At 69.8% G+C, this 20,231-nt stretch carries 16 protein-coding genes and 1 tRNA gene; 9 read left to right on the top strand and 8 right to left on the bottom strand.

The annotated features are described in order from the left end of the window. Positions 1–125 precede the first annotated feature (125 nt). Both rpsA and F5972_RS10235 read right to left on the bottom strand, forming a co-directional pair. Positions 126–1,604: a 30S ribosomal protein S1 gene (gene rpsA / locus F5972_RS10240; protein WP_150933164.1), complete on the bottom strand. Its 1,479-nt coding sequence runs from the start codon at positions 1,602–1,604 to the stop codon at positions 126–128. A gap of 208 nt (positions 1,605–1,812) precedes the next feature. Continuing rightward, positions 1,813–2,889, bottom strand: a complete 1,077-nt coding sequence (locus F5972_RS10235; RefSeq protein ID WP_150933163.1) for a polysaccharide deacetylase family protein — start codon at positions 2,887–2,889, stop codon at positions 1,813–1,815. 74 nt (positions 2,890–2,963) lie between these two features. On the opposite strand from F5972_RS10235, the gene F5972_RS10230 reads away from it, so the two are divergent. Then, entirely contained in the window at positions 2,964–3,749 is a 786-nt protein-coding gene (locus tag F5972_RS10230; protein ID WP_150933162.1) for a DUF2127 domain-containing protein, read from the top strand. Between the two features lie 3 nt (positions 3,750–3,752). Here the strand turns inward: F5972_RS10230 and polA are convergent, their stop codons facing one another. Further along, positions 3,753–6,434, bottom strand: coding sequence for a DNA polymerase I (gene polA / locus F5972_RS10225; RefSeq protein WP_150933161.1), 2,682 nt, complete (start codon positions 6,432–6,434; stop codon positions 3,753–3,755). 98 nt (positions 6,435–6,532) lie between these two features. On the opposite strand from polA, the gene F5972_RS10220 reads away from it, so the two are divergent. The 6 genes from F5972_RS10220 to F5972_RS10195 all read left to right on the top strand — a co-directional run bounded on the left by F5972_RS10220 (position 6,533) and on the right by F5972_RS10195 (position 12,085). After that, on the top strand, positions 6,533–6,907 hold the full coding sequence (locus F5972_RS10220) for a PaaI family thioesterase (protein WP_150933389.1): 375 nt from the start codon (positions 6,533–6,535) through the stop codon (positions 6,905–6,907). A gap of 588 nt (positions 6,908–7,495) precedes the next feature. Next, positions 7,496–8,650 carry a branched-chain amino acid ABC transporter permease gene (locus F5972_RS10215; RefSeq protein WP_225311317.1) on the top strand — a complete coding sequence of 385 codons (1,155 nt, stop codon included), beginning with the start codon at positions 7,496–7,498 and terminating at the stop codon, positions 8,648–8,650. Between the two features lie 13 nt (positions 8,651–8,663). Then, positions 8,664–9,653 (top strand): branched-chain amino acid ABC transporter permease, encoded by a 990-nt coding sequence (locus tag F5972_RS10210; RefSeq protein WP_150933159.1) that lies wholly within the window; start codon positions 8,664–8,666, stop codon positions 9,651–9,653. Beyond that, a complete protein-coding gene (locus F5972_RS10205) occupies positions 9,643–10,572 on the top strand; it encodes an ABC transporter ATP-binding protein (RefSeq protein WP_150933158.1) in 930 nt (309 codons plus the stop codon). Before F5972_RS10210 ends, F5972_RS10205 begins: the two co-directional genes overlap by 11 nt. Then, positions 10,569–11,489 (top strand): ABC transporter ATP-binding protein, encoded by a 921-nt coding sequence (locus F5972_RS10200; protein ID WP_191910046.1) that lies wholly within the window; start codon positions 10,569–10,571, stop codon positions 11,487–11,489. Before F5972_RS10205 ends, F5972_RS10200 begins: the two co-directional genes overlap by 4 nt. Before the next feature lie 119 nt (positions 11,490–11,608). Further along, entirely contained in the window at positions 11,609–12,085 is a 477-nt protein-coding gene (locus F5972_RS10195; protein WP_150933157.1) for a hypothetical protein, read from the top strand. Between the two features lie 57 nt (positions 12,086–12,142). Here the strand turns inward: F5972_RS10195 and F5972_RS10190 are convergent, their stop codons facing one another. After that, complete coding sequence (locus tag F5972_RS10190) at positions 12,143–13,441, bottom strand: ABC transporter substrate-binding protein (RefSeq protein WP_150933156.1); 1,299 nt, start codon at positions 13,439–13,441, stop codon at positions 12,143–12,145. A gap of 211 nt (positions 13,442–13,652) precedes the next feature. Continuing rightward, positions 13,653–14,249 carry an ANTAR domain-containing response regulator gene (locus F5972_RS10185; RefSeq protein WP_263641810.1) on the bottom strand — a complete coding sequence of 199 codons (597 nt, stop codon included), beginning with the start codon at positions 14,247–14,249 and terminating at the stop codon, positions 13,653–13,655. A 120-nt stretch (positions 14,250–14,369) separates the two neighbouring features. Between F5972_RS10185 and F5972_RS10180 the strand changes: the two genes are divergently transcribed. Then, a tRNA-Leu gene (locus tag F5972_RS10180) sits at positions 14,370–14,444 on the top strand. A gap of 13 nt (positions 14,445–14,457) precedes the next feature. Continuing rightward, positions 14,458–14,631, top strand: coding sequence for a helix-turn-helix domain-containing protein (locus tag F5972_RS39310; RefSeq protein WP_150933155.1), 174 nt, complete (start codon positions 14,458–14,460; stop codon positions 14,629–14,631). 225 nt (positions 14,632–14,856) lie between these two features. Here the strand turns inward: F5972_RS39310 and F5972_RS10170 are convergent, their stop codons facing one another. From F5972_RS10170 to pyk, 3 genes are all read right to left on the bottom strand, one after another. Then, a complete protein-coding gene (locus F5972_RS10170) occupies positions 14,857–16,683 on the bottom strand; it encodes an ABC transporter ATP-binding protein (protein WP_150933154.1) in 1,827 nt (608 codons plus the stop codon). A 95-nt stretch (positions 16,684–16,778) separates the two neighbouring features. After that, complete coding sequence (locus tag F5972_RS10165) at positions 16,779–18,560, bottom strand: ABC transporter ATP-binding protein (RefSeq protein ID WP_150933153.1); 1,782 nt, start codon at positions 18,558–18,560, stop codon at positions 16,779–16,781. Between the two features lie 163 nt (positions 18,561–18,723). Continuing rightward, the gene (pyk, locus tag F5972_RS10160; RefSeq protein WP_150933152.1) at positions 18,724–20,157 is read right to left on the bottom strand and encodes a pyruvate kinase; all 1,434 of its coding nucleotides are present in this window, start codon (positions 20,155–20,157) and stop codon (positions 18,724–18,726) included. Positions 20,158–20,231 lie beyond the last annotated feature (74 nt).

The raw sequence follows: 20,231 nt of genomic DNA, 5'->3' as shown, positions 1-20,231 counted from the left end.
CGGCAGGCCGGGCGCACACAGCGGAAGGGCCCCGCCGAAGCGAGGCCCTTCCTTTGGTGTTCCGGTGTCCGGCAGGCCGTGCATCAGTCCGTTGGGACCATGCGTCAGCCCGCCGGGACCGTGTGTCAGCTCTGGCCGCCGGCCAGCTTCTCGCGCAGGGCCGCGAGGGCCTCGTCGGAGGCGAGAGCGCCACCGCCGCTGCCGCCGCTGGACTGCGAGGTGGTCTCGCCACCGCCGCTGTAGGACGACGGAGCGGCCTCGCTGGCCGCCGCCTCCTCCTGGCGGGCCTTCTCGATCTGCGAGCGGTGGGCCTCGAAGCGGGACTGGGCCTCGGCGTACTGCCGCTCCCACTCCTCGCGCTGCTTGTCGAAGCCCTCGAGCCACTCGCCGGTCTCGGCGTCGAAGCCCTCGGGGTAGATGTAGTTGCCCTGGTCGTCGTAGGTCGCCGCCATGCCGTACAGCGTGGGGTCGAACTCGACCTCGGCGCCGACGCCCTCGTTGGCCTGCTTGAGGGACAGCGAGATGCGGCGGCGGTCCAGGTCGATGTCGATGATCTTCACGAAGATCTCGTCGCCGACCTGCACGACCTGCTCCGGGATCTCCACGTGGCGCTCGGCCAGCTCGGAGATGTGGACCAGGCCCTCGATGCCCTCCTCGACCCGGACGAACGCGCCGAACGGCACCAGCTTGGTGACCCGGCCGGGCACAACCTGGCCGATCTGGTGCGTACGGGCGAACTGCTGCCAGGGGTCCTCCTGCGTCGCCTTGAGCGACAGGGAGACCCGCTCGCGCTCCATGTCGACGTCGAGAACCTCGACGGTGACCTCCTGGCCCACCTCGACGACCTCGGACGGGTGGTCGATGTGCTTCCAGGACAGCTCCGACACGTGCACCAGACCGTCGACGCCGCCGAGGTCGACGAACGCGCCGAAGTTGACGATCGAGGACACGACGCCCTTGCGGACCTGGCCCTTCTGGAGGGTGTTGAGGAACGTCTGGCGCACCTCGGACTGGGTCTGCTCAAGCCAGGCGCGGCGCGACAGGACCACGTTGTTGCGGTTCTTGTCGAGCTCTATGATCTTCGCCTCGAGCTCGCGCCCGACGTACGGCTGCAGGTCGCGGACCCGGCGCATCTCCACGAGGGAGGCGGGGAGGAAGCCACGCAGGCCGATGTCGAGGATCAGGCCGCCCTTGACGACCTCGATGACCGTGCCGGTGACAATGCCGTCCTCGTCCTTGATCTTCTCGATCGTGCCCCAGGCGCGCTCGTACTGGGCGCGCTTCTTGGACAGGATGAGGCGGCCTTCCTTGTCCTCCTTCTGGAGGACCAGGGCCTCGACGTGCTCTCCGACCTCGACGACGTCGGCAGGGTCGACGTCGTGCTTGATCGAAAGCTCGCGAGACGGGATGACGCCCTCGGTCTTGTAGCCAATGTCGAGCAAGACCTCGTCTCGATCGACCTTGACGACGGTGCCTTCAACGATGTCGCCGTCGTTGAAGTACTTGATGGTCTCGTCGATCGCGGCGAGGAAGGCCTCCTCGGAACCGATGTCGTTGACCGCTACCTGCGGGGTGCTCGAGGTGGCCTCAGTGCTGCTCGTCATGTGTGGAATTGCTCCGAACCGGACAGATGTCGTTGTGACAGAAGCGCGGCGGGCCTGTTTTCGTTCACCGGGGTGCCGTTTGTTCCTGGTAGCGACCAGATGACCGAGCGCGAGCCCGCTCCGTCCGTGACGCGCGCGAGCCCACAGCGCAGCGATCAGCATATGAGACATGGCGAGCCGGGTCAATCCGAGGCATCCGGACGTTCGCCTAGTACGTGATCACCGACGTGGCCCGGCCCGGCGAGAGCGTTGCCCGGAGTTTGCGCGGCACCGACACCCGCTCCGGATCGCCGTCCGACGTGTAACGCTCTCTTGGGTGTTTGCCGAGCCACTCCAGCCAGTAGGTCGTGCACCACCGCCGGCAGTCCCCGCGTTTTCCGTTGGACTGGATCCTCGGGATCGCGTAGCGCGGGAAACTTTTCGCGAAAGGCGAAACCGTGGGCTGCGCTCCGGCCAGGAAGACGGCGTCGAAGTCGTACCGCGTGCCGTCCCACTTCCCTTCGTGCGCCCGGCTCAGCTTCCTCGGGCGCGAGCCGTACGGCAGCGCGAAGGTGGCGGAGGGGGGCGCGCCGATCTTCTTCAGCAGCCGCTCCTGCCGGACGATCTGCTCGCTCACCCCCTTGTTCGACAGCCGGTGGAGATCGGGGTGGGAGTAGGTGTGGTTGGCCACCTCGAAGCCGTGGTCGAGCAGCCACTTCACGGCCTTCTTCTGCTCCGCCCGGTCGCGCAGGCCGAACGGGTCCCGGTTGACCCAGAAGGTCGCCGTGGGCCGGAAGTTCGGATACTTCGCGGCGACCTCGTAGATGACCCCGACGGCCGTGTCGTTCTTCGGCATGCCGTTCCGGTCCGTCGCGAAGTGGCTGGGATGGCCGTCGTCGAAGGTCAGGACGACGGGATGGGTCCCGGCGGGGATGTCGATCCGCCCGGCGACCAGTTCGGCCGCGGTGATCGGCACGTAGTCGTTCTTGGCCAGGCGCTCCAGTTCCTTGCGCAACTGGCCGGGGGTCCGGTCGATCGAGGCGATCCGCTTGGGCAGGATGCGGTGATACATGATCACGGGAACCAGCCCGGCCTCGTTCGCCTTGACCTTCTTCGCCGACTCGGCGGTCGCGCGCACCGGTGGCACGCTGGGCTGCGGCGATGAGGCGGGCGGCTGCGACCGGACCTTCGACCGGCCGTCCCCCTGGACTCCGTCTCCCGGTGACCGGGTCAGCAGCACGAGCACGACGAGGCCGACCACGACGATGACGACGGTGGCGACGGCGATGCTGGCGGCGACGGTCATCCGGGCGAGGTTGCGCACAGTTATTTGACCTTACTGCCCGCCGTGTCCCTATTCATCTGTGTTGCAATTTTTCTGTGGACTGGAGCCTGCGTGCCTGCGGACGGCACGGACACGTCACCTACGCGCCGGACGAGGACGCGCTGCGGGCCCGGCTACACGCCGAGACCCCGCTGGGAGAGGCGTGGCGCTGCCTGCGCTGCGGCGACTTCACCCTGGGCCCGCCGCGCGGCGCGGGACCGGCCGGGGACGCGCCGGTCGTGCTGCGGGGCCGGGCGCTGCGCGACGCCGCCGTGCTGCGGACGATCGCCGTCTTCCGCTGGGCCAAGGCGGTGCTCGTGCTGGGCGGCGCGTACGGCGTCTGGCGGTTCCGCGCGCATCACGACGCCGTGCGGCGGGCGTTCGACGAGGACCTCCCGCTGATCGAACCGCTGGCCCACCGGCTCGGGTGGAACCTCGACCAGTCGGGTGTGGTGCACACCCTGCGGACCGTGCTGGCCGCGCGCACGAGCACCCTGGCCGGGATCGTCCTCGCCCTTCTCGCCCTCGCGGCGCTGATGCTCGTCGAGGGCGCCGGCCTGTGGCTGCTGAGGCGCTGGGGAGAGTACTTCTCGGTGATCGTGACGTCGGCGTTCATCCCGGTGGAGATCTACGAGATCGCCGAGAAGGTGAGCCCGTTCCGCATCGTGCTCCTGCTGGTCAACATCGCGGCCGTGCTGTACATCGCCCTGAGCAAACGCCTGTTCGGCCTGCGCGGCGGGCGGACGGCGTACGAGGCGGAACGGCACGAGGCCAGCCTCCTGGAGGTCGAGGAGGCCGGCCTGAGCAGGGCCGGACGGGCCCACAGGCCCGCCCGCTCATGACCGTCAGTGGCCGGCGTCCTCCCAGGTGACGCCGACGCCGACGCCGACCTCCAGCGGCACGCTCAGGTCGTAGGCCCGGCACATCCGCTGCCGCACGATCTCGGTGAGCTCCTCCAGCTCGCCCGGCGCGACCTCGAACACCAGCTCGTCGTGGACCTGGAGCAGCATGCGGGAGCGCATGCCCGCGATCGCCTGCTGCACGTTGAGCATGGCGAGCTTGATGATGTCGGCGGCCGAGCCCTGGATCGGCGCGTTGAGCGCCATCCGCTCGGCCATCTCCCGGCGCTGCCGGTTGTCGCTGGTGAGATCGGGCAGGTAGCGGCGGCGGCCCAGGATCGTCTCGGTGTAGCCGTCCTTGCGGGCCTGGGCGACGATCGCCTCCAGGTAGTCGCGGACGCCGCCGAACTCCTCGAAGTACTCCTCCTTGAGCGCCCGCGCCTCCGCCACCGGGATGTTGAGCTGCCCCGAGAGCCCGAAGTCGGACAGCCCGTAGGCGAGGCCGTAGTTCATCGCCTTGATCCGGGCCCGCAGGTCGGCGTCCACCTGCTCGGGCGGCAGGTCGAAGACCCGCGACGCGGTCGCCTTGTGGAAGTCGTGCCCGGACTCGAACGCCGCGATCAGCGACTCGTCCCGCGACATGTGGGCCATGATCCGCAGCTCGATCTGGCTGTAGTCGGCGGTCAGCAGCGTCTCGTAGCCCTCCCCCACCACGAAGCCCCTGCGGATGCGGCGGCCCTCCAGAGTGCGGATCGGGATGTTCTGCAGGTTCGGCTTCTCGCTCGACAGCCGCCCGGTGGCCGCCACGATCTGGTTGAACGTGGTGTGGATCCGCCCGTCGTCGGAGATCTCCTTGATCAGGCCCTCGACCGTGGTGCGCAGCTTGGTCTGGTCGCGGTGGCGCAGCAGGATCACCGGAAGCTCGTTGTCGGTCTGCTGGGCCAGCCACGCGAGCGCGTCGGCGTCGGTCGTGTAACCGGTCTTGATCTTCTTCGTCTTCGGCAGGGCGAGCTTGCCGAACAGGATCTCCTGCAGCTGCTTGGGCGAGCCGAGGTTGAACTGCTCCCCCACGGCCTGGTGGGCGGCCTCGGTCGCCTGCTTGACCGCCGCGCCGAACTCGGCCTCCAGCCCCGCGAAATACTCCCGGTCGGCGGCGATGCCGGCCCGCTCCATCTCGGCCAGCACGCGCACCAGCGGCAGCTCGACGTCGGTCACCAGGCGCGTGCCGCCACGCTTGGACAGGTGGCCCTCCAGCGCGTCGGCGAGATCGCGCACGGCCTGGGCGCGCAGGGCCAGATCTCTGGCCACACCCTCGTCGGCGTCCTCGAACAGGGACGTCTGACCGCCGGGGGCGGACTCCGCCCGCAGCTCCCGATGGATGTAGCGCAACACCAGGTCGTCGAGCGGGAACGACCGCTGCCCCGGCATGGCCAGGTAGGCGGCGAGCGCGGTGTCGCAGGTCAGGCCGCGCAGGTCGTGGCCCTGCGCCCACAGCGCCAGCAGGGCGCCCTTCGCGTCGTGCACGGCCTTCGGCCGGCTCTCGTCGGCCAGCCACGCGCCCAGCGCCGCCTCGTCCTCCTCGGTGAGCCGGGTGGGGTCGAGGTAGGCGGCGCCGCCGGGGGCGGCGATCGCGATGCCGTCGAGCCGCCCGGTGCCGCTGCCGTACGTGGCCTTGAAGGCCAGCCCGGCGCGGTCGGCCGGGAGGGCGGCGAGCCAGGCCGCCACCTGGCCCGGCTCCGGCACGGTCACCTCCAGCTCGAAGCCCTCGCCGGCCTCCGGCTCGGTGGTGCCGAGGGTCTTGAACAGCCGCTCCCGCAGCTCGCCCCGGATCTGCAGCGAGTCGAGGAGCTTGTTGACCTCCTCGCGGTCCCACAGGCCCATGGTCAGCGCGGACACCTCGGCGTCGACCGGGGCGTCGCGCTTCAGCTCGGTCAGCATCCGGTTGTGGATCACCTGGCCGAGGTGCTCGCGGAGCTTGTCGCCGGCCTTGCCCTTCACCTCGTCGGCCCGCCGGACCAGCTCGTCGAGCGAGCCGAACTCCGCGATCCACTTGGTGGCGGTCTTCTCCCCCACGCTCGGGATGTTCGGCAGGTTGTCGCTCGGGTCGCCGCGCAGGGCCGCGAAGTCCGGGTACTGCGCCGGGGTCAGGCCGTACTTCTCGATCACGGCCTCCGGGGTGAACCGGGTCATGTCGCTGATGCCGCGCCGGGTCATCAGCACCGTGACCTTGTCGTTCACGAGCTGGAGCGCGTCGCGGTCGCCGGTGACGACGAGCACGTTCATGTCCTCGGCCGAGGCCCGGGTCGCCAGCGTCGCGATCACGTCGTCCGCCTCGAAGCCCGCCAGCGACAGGTGGGGGATCCGCAGCGCGTCGAGCAGCTCGAAGATGAGCTGCATCTGGCCGCGGAAATCCTCCGGCGTCTCGGCCCGGTTCGCCTTGTACGGCTCGTACGCCTCGTGCCGGAAGGTGGGCTCGCTGCGGTCGAAGCAGACCGCGATGTGGCTCGGCTGCTCGTCACGCAGGATGTTGGCCAGCATCGAGGTGAAGCCGTAGACGGCCTCGGTGTGCTGACCGTCCGTGGTCATGAGATTGGCGTCCTTCAGCGCGTAGAACGCGCGATAGGCGAGGGAATGCCCGTCCAGGAGCAGCAGACACGGACGGGTGGGGGTCGCTTCACTCTTCGGCACACCCGCAGCCTAGTCTCCCTCTACGACAGAAAACCCGTGGTCTTCCCACCGGAGGCGTCCCCTTGACCTTGACGAATCCCGGCCAGTTCGTGGCGGAGATGAACGCCTCCCTGGGCCTGCACCGGCGCATGGGCATCGAGATCCTCGAGGCGAGCGCGGAGCGGGTGGTCGGCCGCATGCCCGTCGAGGGCAACACCCAGCCGTTCGGCCTGCTGCACGGCGGCGCCTCGTGCGTGCTGGCCGAGACGCTCGGCTCGACCGGCGCCGCCCTGCACGCCGGGCCGGGACGCAGGGTCGTCGGCATCGAGATCAACGCCACCCACCACCGCGCCGCCACCTCGGGGCACGTCACCGCCGTCGCCACCCGGGTGCACGGCGGGCGCACGCTCGCGACGTACGCCATCGAGATCACCGACGGCGAGGGCCGGATGGTGTGCACGTCCCGTCTCACCTGTCTCATCAGGCCCGAATGAGCAGGCCCGCGCCCGCCCCGGGAGGTCGGCATGCGGACAAGAGGCGCAACCGACTTTCGGCACGCATTGAGGGTCAAACCGGAACGGCTTGCGACTCTCTTTGCACGCGGGTCGCTCCGGTCGCTAGCGTTGTGGCTCCAGAGCCCGTGGGGAACCGAGTAGACAACGTGCGGAGCCGGGGAAGCTGTGTACGGTCCCAAAGGTCACCCCACGGGCTCATCGTCGCTCCGTGCCGCCCGTTCTCCAGCACCGTCGCCTCGAATGACTCATGACAGCCCGCTGACCTGCGAAAGCTTTTCTCACGTCAGTGACACACCATGGTCACCGATTGGTGACGAAGAACCCTGAACCGGGCGTCCCAGGCTTATGCTCCGGCCACAACGAGACAGAACCTGTCCGACGTTGCGCGTCCGCTGTTGGGGCACGACCCCGCCACGACCTGAATCAGAGGGAGCACCATTGCGCAGAGCCGTGATCGCGTTCACGGCCTTCATGGGTGGACTCGTCTTTCTCCTCACCGCCCCCGCGTGGGCGGACGGAGAGGCACTGAAGGGCACACTCCAAAACCAAGGCCAGCCGGTGAACGGCGTGAAGATCAGTGTGGTGGCGGAGGACGGCAAACCCGTCGACGACGCCACCTCGGGTGCCGACGGCAAGTGGGAGGTGCCCGTCCCCAAGGCGGGCAAGTACAAGGTCACCCTGGACACCTCCACGCTCCCCGCGGGGGTCGCCCTGAAGTTCCAGAACAGGTCCACGCTCGACGTGCAGGTGTACGACGGCAGCGTACGGAACGTCCTGTTCGCCCTCGTGCCGGCAGGTGCGAAGGGCGGCGCCGCGCCCGCCGACGACGGGGGGACCTCCTTCTGGGACCGGGTCGCGCAGCTCACCTTCGAGGGCTTCAACCTCGGGCTCATCATCGCCCTCGCCGCGATGGGCCTGTCGCTGGTGTTCGGCACCACCGGCCTCACCAACTTCGCCCACGGCGAGCTGCTCACGTTCGGCGCGATGTGCGCCTACTTCTTCAACGTCGTCGTGGGGGTCCACCTCGTCTGGGCCGCGCTGATCTCCGTCGTGATCGGCGGGATCTTCGGGTACGGGCAGGACCGGTTCTTCTGGGGCCGGCTGCGCAGGCGAGGCAGCAGCCTCGTGGCCATGATGATCATCTCGATCGGCCTGGCCCTGTTCCTGCGGTACGTCTTCCTGTTCTTCTTCGGCGGTGAGGGCGCGCCGTACGCCGACTACAACGCCCAGCCGGGCATCCAGGTCGGCCCGATCTCCGCCGCGCCGAAGAACTTCGTCGCCATGGGCATCGAGCTCCTCGTGCTCGTGATCGTCGGCCTCGCGCTGCTCAAGACCCGCATCGGCAAGGCCGCCCGCGCGGTCGCCGACAACCCCGCGCTGGCCGCCTCCTCCGGCATCAACGTCGACCGGGTCATCCGGATCATCTGGACCGTCGGCGGGGCGATCGCGTCGCTCGCGGGCATCATGCTCGGCCTGTCGCAGAACGTCAGCTACCAGATGGGCTTCCAGATCCTGCTGCTCGTCTTCGCGGGTGTCACCCTCGGCGGGCTCGGCACCGCGTTCGGCGCCCTCGTCGGCTCCATCGTCGTCGGCCTGTTCATCCAGCTGTCCACCGTCGTGGTGCCGACCGAGCTGAAGACCGTCGGCGCGCTGCTGGTGCTCATCCTCGTCATGCTCTTCCGGCCGCAGGGCATTCTCGGCCGGCGCGAGCGCATCGGCTGATCGGAGACCACACGTGGACTGGAACGCAATCCTCATCACCACGGTCAAGGCCTCGATCGGCCTGGAGACCGTCGTCTACGCGCTCGCCGCGATCGGCGTCAACATCCAGTTCGGCTACGCCGGGCTGCTCAACTTCGGCCAGGCGGCCTTCCTCGGCGTCGCCGCGTACGGCATGGCCGTCACGGTGGCCACCTTCCACCTGCCGTTCTGGCTGGGCATCGCGATCGGCCTGGCCGCCACCGTCGTGCTGGCCTTCCTGCTCGGCATCCCGACCCTGCGGCTGCGGGCCGACTACCTCGCCATCGTCACCATCGCGGCGGCCGAGATCGTCCGGCTCGTCTTCAGGTCGGTGAAGTTCAGCAGCGTCTTCGGCGGCTCGGACGGGCGGCAGAACTTCTCCGGCGACTTCTTCGCGATGAACCCCTACTCCCCCGGCACGTACGGCATCGGCCCGATCAGCTTCAACGAGCGGGTGACCTGGATCCTGACCGTCGGCTGGGTGCTCATCGCGATCTGCTGCGGGCTGGTCTACCTGCTCATGAAGAGCCCGTGGGGCCGCGTGCTCAAGGCCATCCGCGAGGACGAGGACGCCGTGCGCAGCCTCGGCAAGAACGTCTTCTCCTACAAGATGCAGGCCCTGGTGCTCGGCGGCCTGGTCGGCTGCCTCGGCGGCTTCCTGTTCGCGCTCGGCCAGGCGTCGGTGCAGCCCGACCTGTTCAGCACCGAGTTCACGTTCTACGCGTACACGATCGTGATCCTCGGCGGCGCGGCCCGCGTCTTCAGCCCCGTCGTCGGCGCCGCGATCTTCTGGGTGCTGCTGGTCTTCGTCGGGAACACGCTCAGCGAGGCCGTCTCGGCCGGAATGCTCCCCTCGCTGTTCACCGTGAACAACATCGGCGCCGTCCGGTTCATGCTGGTCGGCCTCGGCCTGATGCTCCTGCTCATCTTCCGGCCTCAGGGCATCTTCGGCGACAAGAGGGAGATCGCGCTCGATGCACGCTGACAGCACCACGACGAGGAAGGCGGCGGCGCTGGCGGCCTTCGCCGACCTCGATCGCGAGCCGGGGGTCGCCAAGCCCGACCCCATCCTCGTCGTCGACAACGTCGTACGCCGTTTCGGCGGCCTCACCGCCGTCGACGTGGCCCACCTGGAGATCCAGCGCGGCTCGATCACCGCGCTCATCGGGCCGAACGGCGCCGGCAAGACGACGTTCTTCAACCAGCTCACGGGCTTCGACAGCGCCGACGAGGGGTCCTGGGCCTTCAACGGCAAGCAGCTCAAGGGCGTGCCCGCGCACCGGGTGGCCCGCACGGGCATGGTGCGCACGTTCCAGCTCACCAAGGCGCTGTCGAAGCTCACGGTGATGGAGAACATGCGGCTCGGCGCGCAGAACCAGCGCGGGGAGAACTTCTTCCGCGCGCTCGTCCCGGGCAGCTGGCGCCGGCAGGAGGACGAGATCACCGAGCGGGCCGAGGAACTTCTCGAACGCTTCAAGCTCAACACCAAGCGCGACGACTTCGCGGGCTCGCTGTCCGGCGGCCAGCGCAAGCTGCTGGAGATGGCCCGGGCGCTGATGGTCGGCCCCGAGCTGGTCATGCTGGACGAGCCCATGGCGGGCGTGAACCCGGCCCTGACCCAGTCGCTCCTCGCGCACGTGAAGGACCTGCGCGAGGAGGGCATGACCGTGCTCTTCGTCGAGCACGACATGGACATGGTCCGCGACATCAGCGACTGGGTCGTGGTGATGGCGCAGGGGGCCGTGATCGCGGAGGGGCCGCCGGACACCATCATGTCCGACCAGCGGGTGGTCGACGCGTACCTGGGCGCCCACCACGACGCGCCGATGTCGGCGGAGGAGTTCGAGGAGCAGCTGCAGGAGGCCGAGGCCGAGCTGGAAGCCGAGATCGAGGAGAAGGCATGAGCGCAGCCGAGCCGGACCGCTCCGTCACACCGGAGGACGCCGTCACACCGGGCGGCACCGTCGAGCCGGAGCCGGCCGAGGCGGCGTCCGCGTCGTCGGACGCCTCGACAGACACCTCGACAGACACGGAGGCCGGTGACGAGAGCGTCTCGCGGGCGGCCGTCACCGACCGCTCCGAGCACGTCGCGGGGGCCGAGAGTGCGCTGCTGCGCGCCGACGAGCTGTACGCGGGCTACATTCCGGGCGTCAACATCCTCAACGGCACCGACCTGTACGTGAAGAAGGGCGAGCTGATCGGCATCATCGGCCCCAACGGCGCCGGCAAGTCGACCCTGCTCAAGACCCTGTTCGGGCTCGTGCCCGTACGCAGCGGCTCGGTCACCCTGGACGGCGAGGACATCACCAACCTCAAGGCGCACGCTCTGGTGTCCCGGGGGGTGGGCTACGTCCCGCAGACGAACAACGTCTTCCCCAGCCTCACCATCGAGGAGAACCTGGAGATGGGCGCCTTCCAGGTGCCCGGCAGGTTCAAGGAGCGGTTCGAGTTCGTCTGCGAGATCTTCCCCGCCCTGCGGGAACGCCGCAAGCAGCGCGCGGGCTCGCTGTCGGGCGGTGAGCGGCAGATGGTGGCCATGGGCCGCGCGCTGATGACGGAGCCGTCGGTCCTGCTGCTCGACGAGCCCTCCGCGGGCCTGTCGCCCAAGCTGCAGGACCTGGTCTTCATCCAGGCCCAGCAGATCAACAAGGCCGGCGTCACCGTGATCATGGTGGAGCAGAACGCCCGCCGCTGCCTGCAGATCTGCCACCGCGGCTACGTGCTCGACCAGGGACGCAACGCCTACATGGCCAGCGGCCGCGACCTGATCAACGACCCCAAGGTCATCCAGCTCTACCTAGGCACGCTCGCCCGGGCCTGAGCCCGGCGGCACGACCCCCTTCGCAGGACCCCGGCGGAACGTCTCCGCCGGGGTCCTCGTCGTGGAGCTGTGACCGGATCCGCATCCGTCCGGCATCCTTCGCGCGCACAATGAGGCGTATGACGCGAAGCTTCCCACGGGCGGCGGTGGTCGTCACAACGGTCACCACGCTCGTCGTGAACCTGTCCGCCTGCCAGGCCCCGGATCACGCGCCCGCGCCGCGTGCCGCGGCCACCTCGCCGGACGCCGCCGGCGCCGTCTACGTGACCGGGGCGAAGGCCGGGGACGACCCCTGCGCCCGCGTCGTGTCGGCCATCGGCTATCTGGGGCTGTCGCTGCTGCCCGCCGGGCAGGAGGAGGCCCAGCACTGGGACGGCGACGTACGCGGCCGTTTCGGTTACCTCCGCGGGACGCTGGCGATGTACGGCTCCGGGCTGCCCGCCCCGGCCGCTCCGGCCGTCGCGGCCATCGACGACCTCGCCGGAACCCTCTCCCTCGCCCGTACGGCGGACTCCCGGCGGCCCCGCCTGCTGCGCGAGTACCGTACGGCGTCCGCCGCCGTCCTCACCGCCTGTGGCCGTCCTTCACCCGGATGACGCAGCAGGGGCGGGCCGGTAGGACCGGCCCGCCCCTGTCACCGTCATGCCGCCAGATCAGCCGGCGATCTTGCCGGTGTTGAAGGCGACGTTCTTGTTGTTGTTGTCGGCGCCGTACTCGTAGACGCCGATCGTGGCCTCGGCCGGGTCACCGGCGTCGTTGAACTCGATCGGGCCCGACGCGCCGTCGTAGTCGATGTCCTTGCCCGCGGCCAGCATGTCGGCGCAGGACTTGAAGTCCTTGCACTTCTCACCGCCGCTGGACACGTCCTTCAGCTTCGCCGCGATGTCCTTGCCCACGTCGCTCTTGGCGGCGAGCGCCGCGAGCGCGGTGACGATCGTGGCGTCGTACGACTCGGGGCCGTAGTTGAAGTCCTTCAGCTTCGGGTCGACCGACTTCAGCTTCTCCTTGAAGTCGTCGGAGACCTGGGCGCCCGGCTGGGTGCCCTTCGCGCCGTCGAGCGTGCCCTTGGGGAACCCGTCCTTGCCGGTGCCGTAGTTGGACAGGTTGCCGTCGACGAAGTAGTACTTCACCTTCTTGGCGGTCAGGCCCTGCTTGACCAGCTCGGGGACGATCTTCTTGGTCTCGTCGAACCCGATCAGCGCGACGGCCTTGGGGTTCTTCTCCTTGATCTTGGCGACGTCGGCCGAGTAGTCGGCCGCCTTCGGGTCGTAGATGACCTTCTCCACGACCTCGCCGCCGCCGCCCTCGACCGCCTTCTGCACGTTGTCGGCCAGACCCGTGCCGTACGCGTCCTGGAGGGCGAGGATGCCGACGGTGTCGTTGCCGTCGGCGAGGATCAGGTCGCCGAGCACGCGGCCCTGCAGCACGTCCGGCGGCGCCGTACGGAAGTACAGGCCCTTGTCGTCGTACGTGGTGAACTGGTCGGAGGTGTTCGCCGGCGAGATCTGCACGACGCCCGCACCAGTGATCTTGTCGATGACCGACAGCGACACCGAGGACGACGCGGCACCCACGACCACGTCGGCCTTCTGCTGCAGCAACTTGTCGACAGACTGGGAGGCAATGTTGGTGGAGGTGTCACCCGAGTCCGTGTCGATCTCGGTCACCGGCTTGCCGAGAACACCGCCGGCGTCGTTGATCTCCTTGACGGCCAGCTTCACACCCGCGAACTCCGGCGGGCCGAGGAAGGCGAGCGAACCGGTCTGGGGCAGCAACGTGCCGATGGTGAGGACGCCGTCGCCCTGCGCGGCGGCGGGGGCCGAGGAGGCCGCCGGAGCCGGAGCCGAGGCGCTCGGGGCGGCGCTGTCCTCGCCACCGCCACAGGCCGCCAGCGCGAGCGTGGCGGCCGCGGCGACGGCCAGAGCCCGCCCGAGGGGGGCAATGCGGATCATGAAAGCATCTCCTTCATCCAGGCCCGGGAATCCGTCAGCGCTGCCGACTGTCCCGATCGAATGGCTGAAAGGTACATAGCCGGGGGTGCCCCCGACCAGGGATGCATCAGAACTGTCCGCACTTGGATGCGGAGTCGTAATAACTCCTCAACTTAGCGGCGCACGCCCCTGACCAGGAGTCTTCTCCTAGACGATCAGCGCAGGCGCGTGGTCAGGCGGGTGCCGGGGCCCCGCCGCCGTTCTCGTTCACCACGATCTGCGCCACCTGGCGCATGCTCATGCGCCGGTCCATCGACGCCTTCTGGATCCACCGGAACGCCTGCGGCTCGGTCCACCCGTGCTGGGCCATGAGCAGGCCCTTCGCCCGCTCCACCAGCTTCCTGGTCTCCAGCCGCTCCGACAGCGTGGAGACCTCCTTCTCCAGGGCGGCGATCTCCTCGTGCCGGCTGACCGCCATCTCGATCGCGGGGACCAGGTCGCCCTTGGTGAACGGCTTGACCAGGTAGGCCATCGCCCCCGCGTCCCTGGCCCGCTCCACCAGGTCGCGCTGCGAGAACGCGGTGAGGATGAGACAGGGGGCGATCCGTTCGGAGACGATGCGCTCCGCCGCGGAGATCCCGTCGAGCACCGGCATCTTCACGTCCAGGATCACCAGGTCGGGGCGCAGTTCCGTGGCCAGCTTGACCGCCGTCTCCCCGTCACCGGCCTCCCCGACAACGGCGTAGCCGTCCTCCTCGAGCATCTCCTTGAGGTCGAGGCGGATCAGCGCCTCGTCTTCCGCGATCACCACTCGCCGCTGCGTACTCACGCACAAGAGGTTACCGATGTCCGCTACATTGGAACCACGCCAGGGGCCTCGTGAGTGATCACCTGTTTGGTAGGCTGCTGCGCGACGGGTTCGGACAAAGTAGGTAAAGTCCGGATTGAAGCCCCGGTACCCCAATTGGCATGAGGGAGCGGATTCAAAACCCGTACAGTGTGGGTTCGAGTCCCACCCGGGGCACTTTTCACCTCTCGTGTTCGCTCGGAAACTGTCGGTGGTGACTGCCACGATCGGGCGCGTGTACGATTCCTCGACTCGTCGCCGGGCTCTCCGTCTCCTCGACTCCGGTCTGACCCTGGCTCAGGCGAGCCGTCGCCTGGGCATCTCCCCCTCGACGCTCCGTGAGTGGCGGGACCACCCTGGGTAAGCGGATCTGGTCACTGCGGATCATGTGTGCGGACTCGTGGCTGTGCGGCGAGACGCTGGACCGCCTCGGCGTCGCGTGGCGCCACAACAAACGCGACGAGATCTCGATCGCCAGACGCGACGCCGTGGCCCGCCTCGACCGGTTCGTGGGCCCGAGGTATAGACCCGCGCTCCTCCGCACCGCACTCCTCTGCGCCGCCCCGCGTACCGGGGCCCGCTGGCAGGGTCAGGCGAGGCTGTCGAGCCAGGCGTGGTGGAGGCGGGCGAACCGGCCCGAGTCGGCGATCAGCTGGCCGGGCGGGCCGTCCTCCACGATCCGGCCGTGCTCCAGCACGAGCACCCGGGCGGCGATCTCGACGGTGGACAGGCGGTGGGCGATGATCAGCGCGGTCCGGTCGGCGAGGATCGTCCGCAGCGCCCGCTGCACAAGCCGCTCGCTGGGCACGTCGAGGCTGGAGGTCGCCTCGTCCAGGATCAGCACGGCGGGATCGGCGAGGAAGGCCCGGGCGAACGCGACAAGCTGCCGCTGCCCCGCCGACATCCGGCCGCCGCGCTTGCCGACCTGCGTCTCGTATCCCTCGGGGAGGGTGGAGACGAACGTGTGGGCGCCGATGGCCTCCACGGCCCGCACGATCTCCGCGTCCGGCGCGTCGGGCCGCCCGAACCGCACGTTGTCCGCGATCGTCCCGCTGAACAGGTAGTTCTCCTGGGTGACCATGACCACGTGGCGGCGGAGGGTGTCCTCGTCGAGGTCGCGCAGGTCCACGCCATCGAGGAGCACCCGCCCGGCGACCGGGTCGTGGAACCGGGCGACGAGCTTGGCCAGCGTGGTCTTGCCCGCGCCGGTCGTGCCGACGACGGCGACCGTCTGCCCGGCGGGGATCTCCAGGTCGAGCAGCGGCAACACCGGCGGGCCCTCGGCATAGGCGAACCGGACGGCTTCGAAGCGCAGTCCCCCGGCGGCGTGCGGCAGCGGCACCGGCCGGGCGGGTTCGGCCACCGCGGGTCGTTCCTCGAGCACTCCCGACAGCTTCTCCAGCGCCGCCCCCGCCGACTGGAGGGCGTTGTAGAACTGCGAGATCTCCTGCATCGGCTCGTAGAACTGGCGCAGGTAGAGCAGGAACGCGGCGAGCACGCCGACCGTGACCGCGCCGCGCAGCGCGAGCAGGCCGCCGTACAGGAGGACGACGGCGACCGTGACGTTGCCGATCAGCTTGATGCCGGGCATGAACACGGCCACCAGGCGCGAGCCGCGCACGTTGGCGTCGCGGTAGTCCGCGTTGAGCCGTTCGAAGATCTCCTGGTTGCGCGGCTCCCGGCGGAACGCCTGCACCGCCCGGATCCCGGTCATCGTCTCCACGAAGTGGACGATGACCAGCGCGACGGCCTCCCGCGTACGGCGGTAGGTGACGCTCGACTCCCGGCGGAACCACCGGGTGAACAGCAGCAGGACCGGCAGCGGCAGCAGCGCCACCAGACCGAGGCGCACGTCGAGCACCAGCAGCATGACCGCGGTGCCGCACAGGGTGAGCACGGCGGTGACGAGGCCGTCGAAGCCGGAGTCCAGCAGTTCCGCGATCGCGTCCACGTCGGAGGTCAGCCGGGAGATGACCCGCCCCGAGGTGTACTTCTCGTGGAACGACAGCGACAGCCGCTGGAAGTGGTCGAAGACCCGGCGGCGCAGTTCCAGCAGGACGTCCTGGCCGATCCGGCCCGCCATCTGCAGGAACGCCTGCCGGGTGAACGCCTGCGTGAGCGCGGCCAGCAGCACCGCGGCGACGACGGCCAGCAGGGCCCCCGCACCGTGCCCCCGCAGCATCGGCGGGATCCCGTCGTCGATGCCCTTCTTCACCAGGTACGGCAGGGCCAGCCCGGCCGCGTTGGACACGACGATGACCGCGGTGAGCACGGCGATCGCCCGTCGGTGCGGCCGGAGCAGGTCGCCGAGCAGACGGCGCGACCGGGTGCGCAGCAGCAGGGAGACCCGCTCGGAGATCTCGTCCCGGTCCTCGGCCGCGACCCCCCGCCAGGCGGTGCTTCCCGCTTCGCCCATCGGGGCGCTCACATCCGCCGGGGTCGCGCCGGAGGCGCGCAGTGGGCGCTTCCCTCGTCGCTCGGTGTTTCCCGCTTCGGTGTCGGTTTCCTGGGTCATGGCGCGGATCTCTCGGCGTCGAGGCCGGCGTCCTGGGCGAGCAGTTCGCGATATTCCGGCACCGTGGCCAGCAGGTCGCCGTGGCGTCCCACGTGGGCGATGGTGCCGTCGCGCAGCAGCGCCACACGGTCGGCGAGCAGCACCGTCGAGGCGCGGTGGGCCACGACGATGCCGGTGGCGTCGGCGAGCACGCGGCGCAGTGCCTCCTCCACCAGCGCCTCGGTCTCCACGTCGAGCGCCGACAGGGTGTCGTCGAGCACGAGCACGCGCGGCCGGCCGAGCACCGCCCTGGCCAGCGCCAGTCGCTGCCGCTGGCCGCCCGACAGCGACATGCCCTGCTCGCCGATGCGGGTGTCGAGCCCCCACGGCAGGTCGTAGGCGAACGTCGCCTGCGCGATCTCCAGGGCCTGCCTGATCTCCTCCTCGCCGGCGTCTCCGCGGCCGAGCGTGACGTTCTCACGCACGCTCATGGAGAACAGCGTGGGCTCCTCGAACGCGGTGGCGACCACCGAGCGCAGCGAGGCCAGTGACAGGTGCCGTACGTCGTGCCCGTCGATGGTGACGCGACCCGCGGTGACGTCGCAGAGGCGGGGCACGAGGGTGGTCAGCGTCGTCTTGCCCGAACCGGTGGCCCCGACGACGGCGATGGTCTCCCCCGGCCGCACCTCCAGCCAGACGTCGCGCAGCACCGGGCGGTCCGCGCCGGGGAAGCGGAACTCCACGCCCTCGAAGCGGACGTGGCCGCGTGGGCGCTCGATGACGGCCGTGCCGCCGCGGATCTCGGGAACCGTGTCGAGCACCTCGACGACCCGGTCCGCCGAGGTCATCGCCTCCTGTCCCATGGCGAGGATGTAGCCGAGGGAGGCGACCGGCCAGACGAGCTGGAGGACCAGCGTGGTGAACGCGACCAGCGTGCCGAGCGTCAGTGCGCCGGCCCCGACCGCGATCGCGCCGAGCAGCAGGACCAGCGCGAGCGTGACGTTCGGCACCACTTCGAGGAAGGTGAAGAACCGGGAAGCCAGGCGGACCTTCCCCAGGGCGGTGCGGCGGACCTCCCGCGCGGCGGCGGCGAAGCCGCCGAAGACGTGCTCGCGCCGCCCGAACGCCCTGATGGTGCGCACTCCGACGGCCGACTCCTCGACGAGCGTCGCAAGGTCGCCCTGCTGGTCCTGCAGCCGCCGGGAGATGCCGATGTAGCGCCGCTCGAACCGCAGCGACAGGGCCACGACGGGGAGCGCGGAGGCGGCGACCAGCAGCCCGAGCGGCCAGTACATCCGCAGGAGCACGACCGTCACCGCGGTGAGCTGCAGGATGTTCATGATCAGGAACAGCACGCCGAACCCGAGGAACCGCCGGATCGTGGACAGGTCGCTCGTCGCACGGGACAGCAGCTGGCCCGACTGCCACCCGTCGTGGAAGCTCATCGGCAGCCGCTGGAGCTGCCGGTAGACGTCGTCGCGGATCGCGGTCTCAAGGCCGAGGACCGGCCCTGCCTGCGACCACCGGCGGACGAACGTAAGAACCGCCTCGGTCACGCCGAGGCCGAGGGCGAGCAGCCCGAGCGGGACCAGCCCGGTCCGATCCCCGTGGGCCACCGGCCCGTCGATGATCTCCTTGCCGACGAGGGGGATCACCGTGCCGGCCGAGATGCCGCCGAGCGCCGCGAACCACGAGACGACCAGGCTGCCGGCGTACGGCCGCAGGTAGGCCCGCAGCCGCCACAGCGAGCGCCATGACGACCGGCCGTGGACGGGCCCGTGGGTCTGGGGGGATGCCATCAACGGGCGCAGCGCTCCTCCGGCGTCTGACAGGACGGATTACTCGCTCCTGCCATGCTCCGTCGAAGAACACCGCGCCCGCAAGCGGTTTACCTCCACCGCCGGGGATCACAGCTCCCGCGGAGGCCCGGCCCGTGCGGGCCGGCCCCGCGGGCCGCCGGCGTCAGCCCGCCGGGTGGGCGACGAGCGAGCCGACCGTGTGGACGCGCAGCGCGTTGGTGGACCCGTGGTTGCCGGGCGGGGAACCCGCCACGACGACGATCTTGTCGCCCTTCTCGCACACGCCGAGCGCGAGCAGCGAGGCCTCCACCTGGCGCACCATGTCGTCGGTGTGGTGGACGAACGGCACCTCGAACGTCTCGACGCCCCAGGTGAGCGCGAGCTGGCCGCGCACCTGCGGATTGGAGGTGAAGGCGAGCAGCGGGATCGACGAGCGGTAGCGCGCCAGGCGGCGGGCGGTCTCGCCGGACATCGTGAACGCCACCAGGGCCTTGGCCTTGACGATCGCGCCGACCTCGGCCGCCGCGCGGGCGATGGCGCCGCCGGTCGTCTCGGGCAGCCGGTCCAGGTTGTGGGTGGCCTGCAGCGTGGTGCCCTCGGCCGCGACCGCGATGCGGTCCATCGTGGCCACGGACTCGATCGGGTAGGTGCCGACCGAGGTCTCGCCGGACAGCATCACCGCGTCGGCGCCGTCCATCACCGCGTACGCGACGTCGGACGCCTCGGCGCGGGTGGGCCGCGGGGCGCTCATCATCGAGTCGAGCATCTGGGTGGCCACGATGACCGGGTGGGCCTTCTCGCGGCACAGCTCGATGATGCGGCGCTGGACGATCGGCACCTGCTCCAGCGGAAGCTCGACGCCGAGGTCGCCGCGGGCGACCATCACGCCGTCGAAGGCGTCGACGATCTCCTCCAGGCACTCGACGGCCTGCGGCTTCTCGATCTTGGCGAGGAGCGGGAGCCGGACGCCCTCCTCCTCCATGATCGCGTGGACGAGGGCCGCGTCCTCCGGCGACCGGACGAACGACAGGGCGATCATGTCGACGCCGGTGCGCAGGGCCCAGCGCAGGTCCGCCTCGTCCTTCTCCGTGAGCGCCGGGGCGCTGACGGCGACACCGGGGAGGTTGAGGCCCTTGTTGTCGGAGATCATGCCGCCGATGACGACGCGGGTGACGACGCGCGGCCCCTCGACCGCGGTCACCTCGAGGTTCAGGCGGCCGTCGTCGACGAGGATGGTGTCGCCGGGACCGACGTCGCCCGGCAGGCCGGCGTAGGTGGTGGACACGATGTCACGGTCCCCGGGGACGTCCTCGGTGGTGATGGTGAAGACGTCGCCGAAGCCGAGCCGGACGGGGCCGGAGGCGAAGCGCCCGACGCGGATCTTGGGACCCTGGAGGTCGGCCAGGATGCCGACGGCACAGCCCAGCTCGTCGGCGGCGGCCCTGACCCGGTCGAACACCTCCTTGTGCAGCTCGTGGCTGCCGTGGGAGAGGTTGAAACGGGCCACGTTCATGCCCGCCTTGATGAGCTCGCGAAGGCGCTCCGGCGAGGAGGTGGCGGGCCCGAGGGTACAGACGATCTTTGCTCGACGACTCACAGCACTACCCTAATTGGTACAGACCACTCGATGTGACGGCACATACAGCCGTCGCCAAATGTTCAGACACTTCA

It is taken from the genome of Microbispora cellulosiformans, from assembly GCF_008728085.1.
GTDB lineage: Bacteria > Actinomycetota > Actinomycetes > Streptosporangiales > Streptosporangiaceae > Microbispora > Microbispora amethystogenes.
The sequence above is the reverse complement of the archived record's forward strand: the minus strand, read 5'-3'. Positions and strand labels throughout refer to the sequence as shown.